This is a genomic window from Pimelobacter sp. 30-1, assembly GCF_018831735.1.
GTDB lineage: Bacteria > Actinomycetota > Actinomycetes > Propionibacteriales > Nocardioidaceae > Nocardioides.
Map to the genome: position 1 here is coordinate 694,800 of NZ_NHTS01000001.1, position 12,911 is coordinate 707,710.

Sequence of the window (12,911 nt, forward strand, 5' to 3'; positions counted from 1 at the left end):
TCTCCTCAGTAGTGGGTGTCGGCCGGCACGGGTGCGCCGAACCATCCGGTGTGGGGGTCGTCCTGGCAGCCGAGCCAGATGACGTCGGACGAGCGGTCGCCGAGGTGGTGGAACGAGCTGTCGCTGAACAGCAGTGGACGCCGGCCGGTGCTGTGGACCTCGACGATCTCGCCGAGGAAGAGCAGGTGGTCGCCGCCGTCGTCGGTACGCCAGGGGCGGCACACGAGGGTGGCGGCGGTGCCGCGCAGGGTGGGGGCGGTGCTGCCGGCGGCCCAGGGGAGCGGGTCCGGGCTGGGCCGGCCGGCGAAGTGCATCGCGACGTCGACCTGGTCGTCGGCCAGGACGTTGACCGCGAAGGCGGCGCCGTCGAGGAAGGCCGCCGCCTTGGAGGTGCGGGTCAGCGCGACCTGGACGAGCGGCGGGTCGAGCGAGATGGGCGTGAACGCGGTGACGGTCGCGCCGTGGTGGGCTCCGTCCGGCGTACGACAGGTGACGACGGTGACGCCGGTGGCGAAGCGGCCGAACGTCGAGCGCAGGGTCCGCGGGTCCATGGGTCCTCCTCGGGTTCGGACGATCAGGGGGCGAGTGGACCGGGACGCTAGGCCGGTACGACGCCCGCGGCGATCCGCTGCGCGAAGGGGCTGTCCGGAATGCGCACCGGGTTGGGCCGAGTGCGTTTTGCGGATGATCCGGGCTCGGTAGTGTGAGGGGCGTCACTGAGGGGGTGAGGTGCGACATGACGGGCACCTTGACCGCGTCGTCCGAGCAGCTCGGCGACTTCTCCGACGCCGTCGCGCGGGCGTACTTCCCCCACGACCTCGTCGTGAAGCGGCGTCCGGCCGGTCCGGCGGACCTGCGCGCGGTCGACCTCGGCCCGGTCCGGCTGGCCCGGATCGGCTGGGGCTCCGAGGTCGCCGTCGAGTCCGACCACCCCGGTGCCTGGGCGATCAACGTGCCGCGCAGCGGTGTCCTCGAGGCCCAGGTGGGCGGCCACCACGTGCTCTCCCTCGACGGCCAGGCGACGGTGTGCCCGCCGGACGAGCAGACCCGGATGACCCGGTGGTCGGCCGACTGCTCGATCGTCGGCATGCGGATCGACCGCGGCTACCTCGCCGACGAGGTGACCGCGCTCGTCGGGCTGCCGACCGACCGGCTGCCGGCCCAGGTGGACCTGCGCACCGAGTCGGGCCGGGCCTGGATCGGGCTGCTGGCCTCGATCGGCACCGAGGTGCTGCGCAACCCCACGCTGGCCCGCGACGAGCGGGTCGGACGCCGCCTGGCCGGCACGCTCACGGCGTCGTTCGTGGCCGCGTGCTTCCCCGAGGAGCCGGGCTGCGGGACGGTCCGCCCGCGGATCGTGTCCCGCGTGGTCGAGGCGATGGAGGCCGACCCGGCCCGCGACTGGACCGCGGCCGAGCTCGCCCGCGAGGCCGGGGTCGGCATCCGCCGGCTCCAGCAGGGCTTCCAGCGCTACCTCGGCCGCACCCCGAGCCAGCAGCTGCTGCTCATCCGCCTCGAGCGGGTCCACGCCGACCTGCTCGGCGGGGGCGCGACGAGCGTCGCCGAGGCCGCCAACCAGTGGGGCTTCAGCCACCTGGGCCGGTTCGCCGGCGCCTACCGCGACCGCTACGGCGTCGCGCCGTCGGTCACCCTGCGCGCGCGCTGAGGTTCGCTGGGCGGCACCCACCCTTGTCCCGCCCGTACGGCGGCCGGAGGCTGCCGCCATGGAGCTCGAGGGCAGGCGCGTGCTGGTCGTGGGTGGGGCGTCGGGGATCGGTGCCGGGGTGGTGGCGGTCGCCCGCCGCGAGGGGGCCGAGGTGCTGGTCGCCGACCGGACCGCGGGCGCCGACGCCGTGGTCGACGTGACCGACGCGGGGTCCTGCGGGCGGCTGGCGGACGTCGTACGGGCGCGCTGGGGCGGGCTCGACGGGCTGGTGCTCACCGCCGGCGCGGCCCACATGCAGCGCGTCGGCGAGGTCGACGCCGAGACGTGGCAGCGGCTCCTCGCGGTCAACGTCGTGGGCGCGAGCAACCTGGTCACCGCGCTGCTGCCGCTGCTCGGCGCGGACGCGTCGGTGGTCACCGTCGCGTCGTCCACGGCGCACCGCAGCTATCCGGGGATGGGCGCCTACGCCGCCTCCAAGGCCGCCCTGGTGCGGTGGAGCCTGGTCTGCGCGCGCGAGCTCGCCGGCCGCGGGATCCGGGTCAACTGCGTGAGCCCGGGGCCGGTGGACACCCCGATGCTGCGCGGTGACGCCCCGCCGGGCGTGCCCGCCGACGACTTCGTCGCGATGGTCGGCCGGCTCACCGCGCTGGGCCGGGTGGGACGACCCGGCGAGGTCGCCGAGCCGATCGCGTTCCTGCTCTCGGCCCGCGCCTCGTTCGTCACCGGCACGGTGGTGCACGTCGACGGCGGCGAGACGGCGTACGACGGGCCGGGCGCCGACCTGCACTGAGCCACCCGCGCGGCTCAGGTGGCGTGCCGGCGCAGCAGGTACTGCCAGGCGTGCTCCCGGTTGGCAGGCCCCCAGACCCGGTCCCGCTTGGCGCGTGCCTCGGCCGCGTCCGAGCTGGCCGGGGCGCGGCCGCCCGCAGCGGCCAGGACCGCGAGCTGCACCCGGCAGGCCTCCTCGAGGACGACCGCGCGGAGCACCGCCTCGCCCAGCGTGGCCCCCACGGTGACGACCCCGTGGTTGACCAGGAAGGCCGCCTCGGTGCCGGCCAGCGACGCAGCCACGGCGGCGCCGAGCTCGGGGAGACGATGAGGTCGCCGGTCCGGTCGAAGCGGCCGACGGGCCGGTCCGCGAACAGGGTCGCCGCGTGCGAGAGCGGGAGCAGGTCGACGCCGAGGGTGGCGAAGGCGACGGCGGCCGCGGGGTGCACGTGGGCCACCGCGGCGAGGTCGTCGCGCGCGGCCAGCACCTCGGTGTGGATCGGGTACTCCAGGTGCCGCGGCCCGTCGCCGGCGAGCACCGTGCCGTCCCAGCCGACCAGCAGCACGTCGCCGGCGCCCACCTCGGACAGGCCGATGCCGTTGCGCTTCATCCACACCCCGCGGCCCGCGGGATCGCGCAGCGAGACGTGCCCCCAGACGTAGTCGTCGCCGACCTCGCGGCCGAGGACCCGGCCGGCGACCGCGACCTCCTCGCGCAGGGCGGCGGGGTCGGGGTCAGGGGCGGGGCGGGTGCTCGGCACGGGGGCTCCTCGGGGCAGGACGGGAGGGATGCCGCCGATCGCATCACCACGCCGAGGTGACCGGATCCACAAAGTTCCGTGATGCGGAACCTCTTGGAGAGATTCGCCCGTTCTCGGCACCGTCGGTACCGCGACGCGGAACTCTCCGTTGGAGGCGACCGGCCCGCATCGGCACGCTCCCCCCACGACGTGATGGACGCCACAGGAGGAGAGAACGTGGACTATCGAGCGGGAACCGATGTGGGTGGCACCTTCACCGATGCGGTGCTGATCGGCGCGGACGGGTCGCTGCACGTGCAGAAGTCGCCGACCACGCCCGAGGACCGGACCCGGGGCGTGCTCGACGCGCTCGCCGTGGCCGCGCCCGACGGCGACCTGGCTGGGCTGATGCAGCAGATCGGCTACTTCGCGCACGGGACGACGGCCGCGACCAACGCCTTCATCGAGCGTCAGGGCGCGCCGACGGCGCTGCTGACGACGCGCGGCTTCGCCGACATCCTGCGCCTCCAGCGCTCGATGGCGAGCTGGACCGGGCTGACCGTCGCGGAGGGATCGCACTACTCGCAGCGCTCGCTCCCGGTGCCGATCATCGAGGCGGAGCAGGTCGGCGAGGTCAACGAGCGCGTCGACTACACCGGCACCGTGATCGTGCCGCTCGACGAGGAGCGGACCCGCGCCACCATCCGCGCGTACGCCGACGCGGGCGTCACCGCCTTCGCCGTCAGCCTGCTCTGGTCCTTCCGCAACGACGCCCACGAGCAGCGGGTGCGCGAGCTCATCCGCGAGGAGGCGCCGGGGGCCTACGTCACCCTGTCCTCCGAGCTGATCCCCGTGCTGGGCGAGTACGAGCGGACCTCGACCACGGTGATCAACGCCTACCTGGGCCCGGTCATCCACGACTACGTCTCCCGGCTCGACGCGGCCGTCCAGGCCGCGGGCCTGCGCGACACCGCGACGATCCTGGACTCCGCGGGCGGCGTGCTGACCGCGGCCGAGGCGGCCGAGCGGTCCGCCGGCCTGCTCACCTCCGGACCGGCCGGCGGCGTGCTCGCCTCGGCCAAGCTGGCCCGCCGGATGGGCCTGGACAAGGTCGTCACGACCGACATGGGCGGCACGAGCTTCGACGTCGGCATGGTGCTCGACGGCGAGCCCGTGCTCGAGGCGAGCCGCTCGGTCGGCCGCTACCACGTGGCGCTGACCAGCATCCGGGTCGAGGCGATCGGCGCCGGCGGCGGCTCCATCGCCCGGGTCCGCGACGGCCACCTCAGCGTCGGCCCCGAGAGCGCGGGTGCCCAGCCCGGGCCGGCCTGCTACCGCCGCGGCGGCACGCTGCCGACCGTCACCGACGCCGACGTCGTGCTCGGCGTCATCGACCCCGACTACTTCCTCGGCGGCCGGATGCCGCTCGACCGGGCGCTCGCCGAGCAGGCGATCGAGGAGCACGTCGCCCGTCCGCTCGGCCTCAGCGTGCTCGAGGCCGCGGCCGGCATCCGCGAGGTCGCCGACAACCAGATGGCCGACGTGCTGCGCAGCACGACGCTGCGGGCCGGCTACGACCCGCGTGAGTTCGCGCTCTTCGCGTTCGGCGGGGCCGGTCCGGTCCACGCCTACCGCTTCGCCGCGACCGCGGGCATCGGGCACGTCGTCGTACCGAGCACGGCGACGGCGCACTCCGCGCTCGGCTGCGCGCTGGCCGACCGGCGGCGCTCGTTCTCGGCCGCCTTCGGCCGGCACACGCCGGCCGGCTTCGAGCACCTGGCCGACCACGTCGAGCCCGGCCTGCTCGGCGACGCCGTCGGCCGGCTCGAGGGCCGGGCCCGGGCGGCGCTCGGCGACGACGTCGAGATCAGCCGGTACGTCGGCATGCGCTTCCGGCTCCAGGTCCACGAGCTCTACGTGCCGATCGGCGCCGACGACTTCACGCCCGCGGGCCTCGACGCGCTCGTCGAGCGCTTCCAGGAGCAGTACGAGGGCATCTACGGCGCGGGTACCGCGCTCAAGGGCTCCGGCGTGGAGGTGACGACGGTCCGGGTCGACGGGATGATCCCGACCCCGGACGTCGCCTGGCGCCGGCCCGACTGGGAGAGCGCGGACACCGTCCGGACCCGCGAGGTCTACTTCTTCGAGGCCGGCGGCGCGGTGACCACCCCGATCTACCTGGCCGGCCAGGTGCCCCTCGACGAGGAGATCGCCGGCCCGGCGATCGTCGAGTACCCCGGCACGACCGCCGTGGTCGGCCCCGGCCAGACCTTCCTCATGCACGCCTCCGGCGACCTCTCGATCCACATCCCCACCGACCCGAGCGCCGAGGAGGCCGCCCGATGAGCGCCCTGCAGCAGACCGACGTCGACCCGATCACCTTCGAGGTCATCCGGCACCGCCTGGAGTCCATCAACACCGAGCAGGCGGTCGCCCTCAAGGCCGTCTCCGGCTCGCCGATCGTCAGCGAGGCCGACGACTTCAACGTCGGTCTCTACCGTGCCGACGGCCAGCTGGTCGCGATGGGCCGCACGGTGATCTACCACGCCTCGTCGATGTCGGAGATGGTCAAGCACGTCATCGCCGACTGCGCCGAGGACCCGGGCATCAACGAGGGCGACTGCTTCGTGCTCAACAGCCCCCACAAGGGCGCGCTCCACGCCCCCGACATCGGCATCCTGCAGCCGATCTTCCACGACGGGCGGCTCGTCGCCTGGGCCGGCGCGTGCAGCCACCAGCTCGACATCGGCGGCATGGAGCACGGCGGCTTCATGCCCCAGGCCCGCGACATCTACCAGGAAGGCCTCCAGATCCCGCCGGTCAAGCTGGTCGACGGCGGCAAGGTGCGCACCGACGTCTGGTCGATGATCACCGGGATGAGCCGGCTGCCCGACGCGCTCAGCCTCAACCTGCGCGGCCTGATCGCCGCCAACCGGGTCGGTACGACGGAGCTGGGCAAGCTCGTCGCCCGCTACGGCCTCGACACCGTCCTGTCGGTGATGGACCGGCTGCTCGACCTGAGCGAGGCGCGGGTGCGCGAGCGGCTGCGCGAGCTGCCCGACGGCGTCTTCCGGGCGCGCTCGTACCTCGACCACGACGGCCACACCAACACGCTGCACCGGGTCAACCTCGAGCTGACCAAGACCGGCGACGCGCTGCGCTTCGACTTCACCGGCACCGATCCCGAGGCCCACGGCTTCGTCAACTGCACCCGCACCGGCCTGCTCGCGGGCGTCTACGCCGGGGTGCTGCCGCTGCTGGCCTTCGACATCCCCTGGAACTCCGGGGCGCTGCGGGCGATCGAGATCGTCTGTCCCGACCGCACGCTGCTGACCTCGCTCCCGCCCGCCGCGTGCAGCCAGGGTCCGCTCGGCGGCATCTGGATGGCCGAGATGACCACGACCGAGGCCGTGTCCAAGCTGATGGCCACGCACCCGACCTATATCAACGAGGCGCAGGCCTCGCCGGCCGGCGGCACCGACCTGTTCTGCCCCAACGGCATCGACCAGTACGGCGACTACTCGGGCTGGATCGTGCTCGACGCCATGCAGACCGGCGGCGGCGCCTACGCCCACCGCGACGGCCTGAGCCCCCAGGGGCACCGCTGCATCAGCCACTGCCAGGTGCCCAACGTCGAGGCCCAGGAGATGATCATGCCGCTGCTGTGGCTCTACCGGCGGCTGCTGCCCGACTCGGGTGGACCCGGGCGCCAGCGTGGCGGGCAGAGCGCGTCGGCGGCGATGACGCTGCACCACGCGCACTGGCTGCGCGCGGCGGTCGGCGGGCACGGCTTCGAGGTGCCGACGGCGTCGGGGATCTTCGGCGGCTACCCGGCGCGCTGCAACGCGCGGGTCGTCGTACGGGGGAGCGACTTCTGGTCCCACGTCGAGGGCGGCGAGGTGCCGCTCGAGATGGACCGCCTGGCCGGCACGGTCGAGGAGACCGAGGCCAAGACCGCCGACTTCATGCTCCAGGCCGGCGACGTCTTCTTCTGGTTCCCCCAGGCCGGCGGCGGCTGGGGCGACCCGATCGAGCGCGACCCCGCCGACGTCCAGGCCGACCTCGCCCAGGAGGTCATCAGCGCGGAGACCGCCACCCAGATCTACGGCGTGGTGCTCGCCGACGGCCGGGTCGACGAGGAGCGCACCCGGACCCGTCGCGACGAGGTGCGCGCCCTGCGCCGCGCCTGGCCGCGGGCCAAGGAGGGGCCGGTCGCCGCCGCGGGCGAGCCGCGCCCGACGCTCGCGCTGCTCGGTGACGCGCTGCGGATCGAGGGCACGGTCGACGACGCCGTGGTGGCCTGCCGGTGCGGGCACGCGCTGGCGCCCGCCGCCGAGAGCTGGAAGGAGTACGCCGGCGTGCTGGCGATCGACGCTCCCGACCTCGGCACCGAGATCCGGCTGCACCGCGACCTGCGCTCGCAGATGTACGCCTGCCCGGCCTGCGGCCGGCTCCTCGAGATCGAGACCTCCCGCCCCGACGACCCGCCGCTGGTCGGCGCCGAGGTCGACCTGACCACCGTCGGCGTGCTGACCGAGGCGTTCGCGGCCCGCCGGTAGCGACAGAGAACGGAGACAACGAGCATGTTCGCCCAGGATGTGATGGACCAGCTGATCCGGACCGGCCCGCAGGACCCCTGTGGCCGGCTGATGAGGCGCTACTGGCAGCCCGTCGCGCTGTCCGAGGAGGTCGACAACAAGGCGCCGCTGCCGTTGACGATCCTCGGTGAGGACTACGTCGCCTTCCGCAACGCGGACGGCGTACCGGGGCTGATGGCGCGGCTCTGCGCCCACCGCGGCGCCGACCTGAGCTACGGCGTGTGCGAGCCCGAGGGCCTGCGCTGCCTCTACCACGGCTGGAAGTACGACGTGACCGGCCAGTGCGTCGAGCAGCCGCCCGAGCCCGAGGGCCGCGGCTTCGCCGACCGGATCAGGCTGCACGCGCCGCCGGTCGTCGAGCGGGCCGGGCTGCTGTTCGCCTACCTCGGCGAGGGTGAGCCGCCGGAGTTCCCCGACTACGAGTTCCTCCGCTACGACGAGGAGAACACCTTCGTGACCAAGGTGTTCCACGAGTGCAACCACCTGCAGGCCAACGAGGGCAACCTCGACCAGTCGCACCTCGGCTTCCTCCACGTCTTCTACCCCGAGGAGACCCACAGCCACCAGGAGCTGGAGAAGAGCGCGCCGGGCGGGTCCAAGAACGCCGTCGAGCTGATCAACGAGGACAAGGCGCCCGAGATGGAGGTGGAGTACACCGACTACGGGTTCACCGAGTTCACCACCCGGAAGGCGCCCGAGGGCAGGTACCTCAAGATCCAGTCCTTCCTGCTGCCCAACGTCGCGGTCTTCCCGGGGGCGGTCCAGGGCATCGGCGGCCACCAGGTGCACTGGCACGTTCCGGTCGACGACGAGAACCACTGGAAGTTCGTGCTGGTCTTCCGCCGCGACGAGGCGGTCGACAAGGCGCGCCTGGCCAAGGCGCTCGTCGGTGTCGACGAGCTGCTGCCCGGCTACCGGATGAAGCGCACCCGCGCCAACCACCATCTGCAGAACCGGCCGCAGATGGCCAGTGCGCTGCCGACCAACGGGCTCGGGCTGGGCTTCGAGATCCACGACGCCGTGATCTGCGAGTCCGGCGGCGCCATCCAGGACCGGCTCCAGGAGAACCTCGGCTACAGCGACCGGTCGGTCATCGCGCTGCGCCGCTCGATGCTCGACGCGATCAAGCGGATCGACGCCGGCGAGCCGGCGCCCGGCACGGTGCACCGGCCCGAGGACAACGGCTTCCCCGAGATCAACGTGATCGCCCAGGTCATCGCCGAGGGCGAGGACCCGCGCCGGATCGCGGCCGAGGTCGCCGACCGGCGCCGGGTCGAGGAAGCCGCCCGTGGGTGAGCTCGTCGCCCGGGCGCTGATCGCGCTGCTGTTCGTGGTCAACGGTGCCGCCACGGCCCGCGACCCGGAGCCGCGCCGCGCCAAGGCGGCGTGGTTCGGCAACCCGCCGCTGCTCGCCGTCCGGGCCAACGGCATCGCGATGGTGCTGCTCGGCCTGGTCCTCGTCACCGGCTGGCAGCGCACCTGGGTGGCCTCCGCCCTGATCGTGCTGCTCGCGCTGACGACCGTCGGCGGCCATGCCTTCTGGCGCGCCGCCGACGGCGCCGAGCGCAGCCGCGAGCTGACCCAGGTCATCAAGAACACCGCCGTCCTGGGCGGCCTGCTGCTGCTCGCCCTGCCCTGACCCACCCGGCCACGAGGTGGCCCACCAAGAGGAACGAGAGAGATGTCCAACCTGACCAAGGCGATGGTGTCCTCGCACGCCTACGCGTTCTTGACCCCTGACGACTGGGACCGCCGGCGCCAGGCCACCCGGCGCAACTACGAGCGGCTCAACGGCGTACCGGCGCCGGATGAGCAGCCCGAGGCGCTCGCCGAGACCCTGGCCGACAACCTGGTCCGGCACGCGCCGATCAAGGCCGGCTTCGAGGCGCTGCGCGAGTCCGTGCGCGCCGACCGGCCCGACGTCCTCGTGCTCGTCGGTGACGACCAGGACGAGAACTTCACCGACCCGCTGCGTCCGCAGTTCGCGGTCTACACGGGTGCGGAGTTCACGATCACCGGCGAGTCCGGCGACCCGGTCACCTACCGCTCCGACCAGGAGCTCTCGCGCCGGATCCTCGAGACCTGCGTCGCGGCCGACGTCGACATGGCCTGGACCGAGGGCTTCGCGGACGGACGGCTGCGCGACCACGCCCACTACGAGCCGCTGCGCTACCTGGACCCCGAGGGCGAGACCACCGTCGTGCTGGTCTTCCTCAACTCGATCCACCACCCGGGGCCCAACCCGAGCCGTTGCTACCGCGTGGGCCAGCTGATCCGCGAGGCCATCGAGTCCTACGCCCCCGACCGCAAGGTGATGCTCTACTCCTCGGGCGGCTTCTCGCACTTCACCGCCGGCTACCCGTGGAAGCACTACGAGGGTCCGTTCACGCTGGGCTCGATCAGCGCCGACTTCGACCGCCAGGTCGTCGCGGACCTCCGGGCCGGCCAGGGCTCGCGCCTGGCCGAGCTCACCTCGGACGACCTGCTGGCCAACGGCCAGGTCGAGCTGCGCCAGACCGTCGTCCTGGCCGGTGCGGTCGGCGACGGCGTCGAGCCGGACTTCCTGGAGTACGAGCCGTTCTACCGTGCGGTGCTCGGCATGGCCGTGGGCCAGTGGACGCTGTCGTGAGCGCGGCCCCGGGCTGGAGCAGCCGCTTCGTGCGGCTCTCCGACGGCCGGCGTACCCACTACCTCGAGGCGGGCGAAGGAACGCCGGTCGTGCTGCTCCACGGCGGTGGACCGGGCGCGGCCGCCCGGTTCTCCTGGCCCGCCACGATCCCGGCGCTCGCCGAGCGCTACCGGGTGCTGGCCCCCGACCTCTACGGCTACGGCTGGTCCGACCGGCCCAAGGGCGCGGACTTCTCCCACGAGGCCCACGCGCGCCAGCTGCGCGACTTCGTCGACACCCTGTGTGGTGAGGCGGTCGGCCTGGTCGGCAACTCCGCCGGCGCGTACGTCGCCACGAAGTTCGCGCTCGACAACCCCGACCAGGTGCTCGGCCTGTTCACGCTCTCGTCGGGCACGGTCGCCTACGCGATGGGGATCGCCAACCCCGACCACCTGCCGGCCCGCCAGGCGCTCAAGGCCTTCGACGGCACCGAGGCGCCGCTGCGCGCCTTCCTCGAGGGCCTGCTGCACACCCCGCCCAGTGACGAGCTGGTCAAGGCCCGGGTCAAGATCGCCGCCGAGCCGGCCGCGATGGACGCCTGGCGCTCGATGGGCGCCTACCAGCGCCGGCTCGCCACGGACCCGAACCTGTGGCAGCGGTTCTCGCTCCGGGGCCGCCTCGAGACGGCGACCTTCCCGCAGCACGTGCTGTGGGGCCTCGACGACAAGTTCGCGCCGATCAGCCAGGCCCGCGAGCTCGCCGCGATGCTGCCGCACGCGGTCTACGAGGAGCTCGAGGACTGCGGGCACCAGTGCCAGAACGACCGCCCGGACGCCGTCAACGAGAGGATCCTGGCGTTCTTCGACCAGGTCGTCGCGGGCGGGACGGTCGCGGCCGCGCCGTGACCTCTCCCGACGGTGCCGACTCCTACCTGGACCGGCTGTTCGTCCTGCTCGACGCCTTCGGGCACGACCAGGACAGCCTGACCCTGGGCGAGCTGGTGACCCGGACCGGGTTGCCCAAGACGACGGTCTACCGGCTCGCCCAGGCGCTGGTCCGGCACCGGGTGCTGGAGCACGCCGACCGCGCGTACCAGCTCGGGCCGCGGCTCTTCGAGCTCGGCGAGCTGGTGCCGCGGGTGCGGGTCATCCGGCGCCAGATCAAGCCGTTCCTGCGGATCCTGCGCGACCAGTCCCAGGGCACCGTCGCGCTCGGCATGCTCGACGGTGAGGAGGTCCTCTACCTGCTGGAGGCCTCGACCGACGTCCACGCCGAGAACCCGCTGCGCGACGGCCAGCGGATCCCCGTGCACTGCACGGCGATGGGCAAGGCGATCCTCGCGTTCTCCCCGCCCAGCCTGGTCGAGCGGATCGTCGCCGCCCGGCTGCCGCGCTACACCCCGCAGACGATCGTCGACCCGCGCAAGCTGCGCGCCGAGCTCAGCCTGATCCGGGCCCAGGGCTATGCCACCGAGATGGAGGAGCACCGGCTCAGCCACTACGCGATCGCCGCGCCCGTGCTCGACCCCCTGGGCCGCGTGGTCGCGGCGATGACGGTCGAGCGCGAGAACGCCCCCCGTGAGTTCACCCGCCACGTGCGCGAGCTCCGCCTGCTCGCCCACAATGCATCGGTCGCGCTGGCGCAACGGCGCCGGCCGCGACCCTGACCCAGAGAGAACAGATCCATGCGCATCGCCCACCACGAGGACCGTGCGGTCCTCGTCAGTCCCGACGGTACGACGGCCGCCGACCTGGCCACCGCCAGCGCCGGGCTCTTCGACGCCGACCCCGCGCTGCTCTACCCGCGCTGGCCCGAGCTCGTCGCCTGGTACGACGAGTGGGAGCCCGTGTGGGACGTCCCCGTGCGCCGCGAGGCGCTCGGCTGCCCGTCGCCGCGCCCCCGCCAGATCTTCGCGATCGGGCTCAACTACGCGGCGCACGCCGACGAGACCGGCCTCGGCCGGCCCGAGGGACTGCCGCCGGTCTTCACCAAGTTCGCGAGCAGCCTGACCGGCGCGGACGTCGTCGTCGACCTGCCCGAGGGCGACATCGACTGGGAGGTCGAGGTGGTCGCGATCCTCGGCTACGGCGGCCGGGACCTGACCAAGGCCGACGCCTGGTCGGCCGTGGCCGGTCTCAGCGTCGGCCAGGACCTGTCCGAGCGGGCCCGGCAGCTCGCCGGACCCGCTCCGCAGTTCAGCCTCTGGAAGTCGTTCGCCGGCTTCGCGCCGGTCGGCCCGTGGCTGGTGACGCCCGATGAGCTCGTCAACCCCGACGACCTGCGGCTCAGCTGCACGGTCAACGACGAGGTCGTCCAGGACGGCCGGACCCGGCACCTGATCTCGAGCATCCCGAGCACGATCGCCGAGCTCTCGCGCGTGGTCGAGCTCTACCCGGGCGACGTGATCTTCACCGGCACGCCCGACGGCGTCGGCATGGGCCGGACGCCTCCGCGCTACCTCGCCGCGGGCGACGTCCTGGTGTCGCGGGTCGAGGGGATCGGCGAGATCCGCCAGGTCCTGCGCTGATCCC

Annotated in this window: 12 protein-coding genes and 1 pseudogene; 10 read left to right on the forward strand and 3 right to left on the reverse strand. The window is 73.3% G+C overall.

Annotated elements, in window-relative coordinates; all coding sequences use genetic code 11:
• Positions 1-5: 5 nt before the first annotated feature.
• Positions 6-551, reverse strand: a complete 546-nt coding sequence (locus tag CCO04_RS03300; RefSeq protein ID WP_215812653.1) for a flavin reductase family protein — start codon at positions 549-551, stop codon at positions 6-8.
• Positions 552-736: 185 nt separating this feature from the next.
• On the opposite strand from CCO04_RS03300, the gene CCO04_RS03305 reads away from it, so the two are divergent.
• Together CCO04_RS03305 and CCO04_RS03310 are read left to right on the forward strand one after the other, a co-directional pair.
• Positions 737-1,666, forward strand: a complete 930-nt coding sequence (locus CCO04_RS03305; protein WP_215812654.1) for an AraC family transcriptional regulator — start codon at positions 737-739, stop codon at positions 1,664-1,666.
• 58 nt (positions 1,667-1,724) lie between these two features.
• The gene (locus CCO04_RS03310; protein WP_215812655.1) at positions 1,725-2,456 is read left to right on the forward strand and encodes an SDR family NAD(P)-dependent oxidoreductase; all 732 of its coding nucleotides are present in this window, start codon (positions 1,725-1,727) and stop codon (positions 2,454-2,456) included.
• Positions 2,457-2,470: 14 nt separating this feature from the next.
• Here the strand turns inward: CCO04_RS03310 and CCO04_RS30075 are convergent, their stop codons facing one another.
• Both CCO04_RS30075 and CCO04_RS30080 read right to left on the reverse strand, forming a co-directional pair.
• Positions 2,471-2,986 carry a class II aldolase/adducin family protein gene (locus CCO04_RS30075; RefSeq protein ID WP_256448389.1) on the reverse strand — a complete coding sequence of 172 codons (516 nt, stop codon included), beginning with the start codon at positions 2,984-2,986 and terminating at the stop codon, positions 2,471-2,473.
• Positions 2,869-3,489 (reverse strand): annotated as a pseudogene (locus tag CCO04_RS30080) (class II aldolase/adducin family protein); the annotation flags it as partial. The pseudogene CCO04_RS30080 and the gene CCO04_RS30075, both read right to left, overlap by 118 nt.
• Here CCO04_RS30080 and CCO04_RS03325 point away from each other — a divergent pair.
• From CCO04_RS03325 to CCO04_RS03360, 8 genes are read left to right on the forward strand one after another with little or no spacing between them, the layout of a single operon-like run.
• Positions 3,412-5,520 (forward strand): hydantoinase/oxoprolinase family protein, encoded by a 2,109-nt coding sequence (locus tag CCO04_RS03325; protein WP_215812657.1) that lies wholly within the window; start codon positions 3,412-3,414, stop codon positions 5,518-5,520. The pseudogene CCO04_RS30080 and the gene CCO04_RS03325 overlap by 78 nt on opposite strands.
• Positions 5,517-7,733, forward strand: coding sequence for a hydantoinase B/oxoprolinase family protein (locus tag CCO04_RS03330; RefSeq protein WP_215812658.1), 2,217 nt, complete (start codon positions 5,517-5,519; stop codon positions 7,731-7,733). Before CCO04_RS03325 ends, CCO04_RS03330 begins: the two co-directional genes overlap by 4 nt.
• A gap of 24 nt (positions 7,734-7,757) precedes the next feature.
• The gene (locus tag CCO04_RS03335; protein ID WP_215812659.1) at positions 7,758-9,068 is read left to right on the forward strand and encodes a Rieske 2Fe-2S domain-containing protein; all 1,311 of its coding nucleotides are present in this window, start codon (positions 7,758-7,760) and stop codon (positions 9,066-9,068) included.
• Positions 9,061-9,411, forward strand: coding sequence for a DoxX family membrane protein (locus CCO04_RS03340; protein WP_215812660.1), 351 nt, complete (start codon positions 9,061-9,063; stop codon positions 9,409-9,411). The genes CCO04_RS03335 and CCO04_RS03340 overlap by 8 nt, the downstream gene beginning before the upstream one ends.
• A 42-nt stretch (positions 9,412-9,453) precedes the next feature.
• A complete protein-coding gene (locus CCO04_RS03345; protein ID WP_215812661.1) occupies positions 9,454-10,401 on the forward strand; it encodes a hypothetical protein in 948 nt (315 codons plus the stop codon).
• The gene (locus tag CCO04_RS03350) at positions 10,398-11,285 is read left to right on the forward strand and encodes an alpha/beta fold hydrolase (RefSeq protein WP_215812662.1); all 888 of its coding nucleotides are present in this window, start codon (positions 10,398-10,400) and stop codon (positions 11,283-11,285) included. The genes CCO04_RS03345 and CCO04_RS03350 overlap by 4 nt, the downstream gene beginning before the upstream one ends.
• Positions 11,282-12,046 (forward strand): IclR family transcriptional regulator, encoded by a 765-nt coding sequence (locus CCO04_RS03355; RefSeq protein WP_215812663.1) that lies wholly within the window; start codon positions 11,282-11,284, stop codon positions 12,044-12,046. The genes CCO04_RS03350 and CCO04_RS03355 overlap by 4 nt, the downstream gene beginning before the upstream one ends.
• Before the next feature lie 18 nt (positions 12,047-12,064).
• On the forward strand, positions 12,065-12,907 hold the full coding sequence (locus CCO04_RS03360) for a fumarylacetoacetate hydrolase family protein (protein ID WP_215812664.1): 843 nt from the start codon (positions 12,065-12,067) through the stop codon (positions 12,905-12,907).
• The last annotated feature ends 4 nt before the right edge of the window (positions 12,908-12,911 follow it).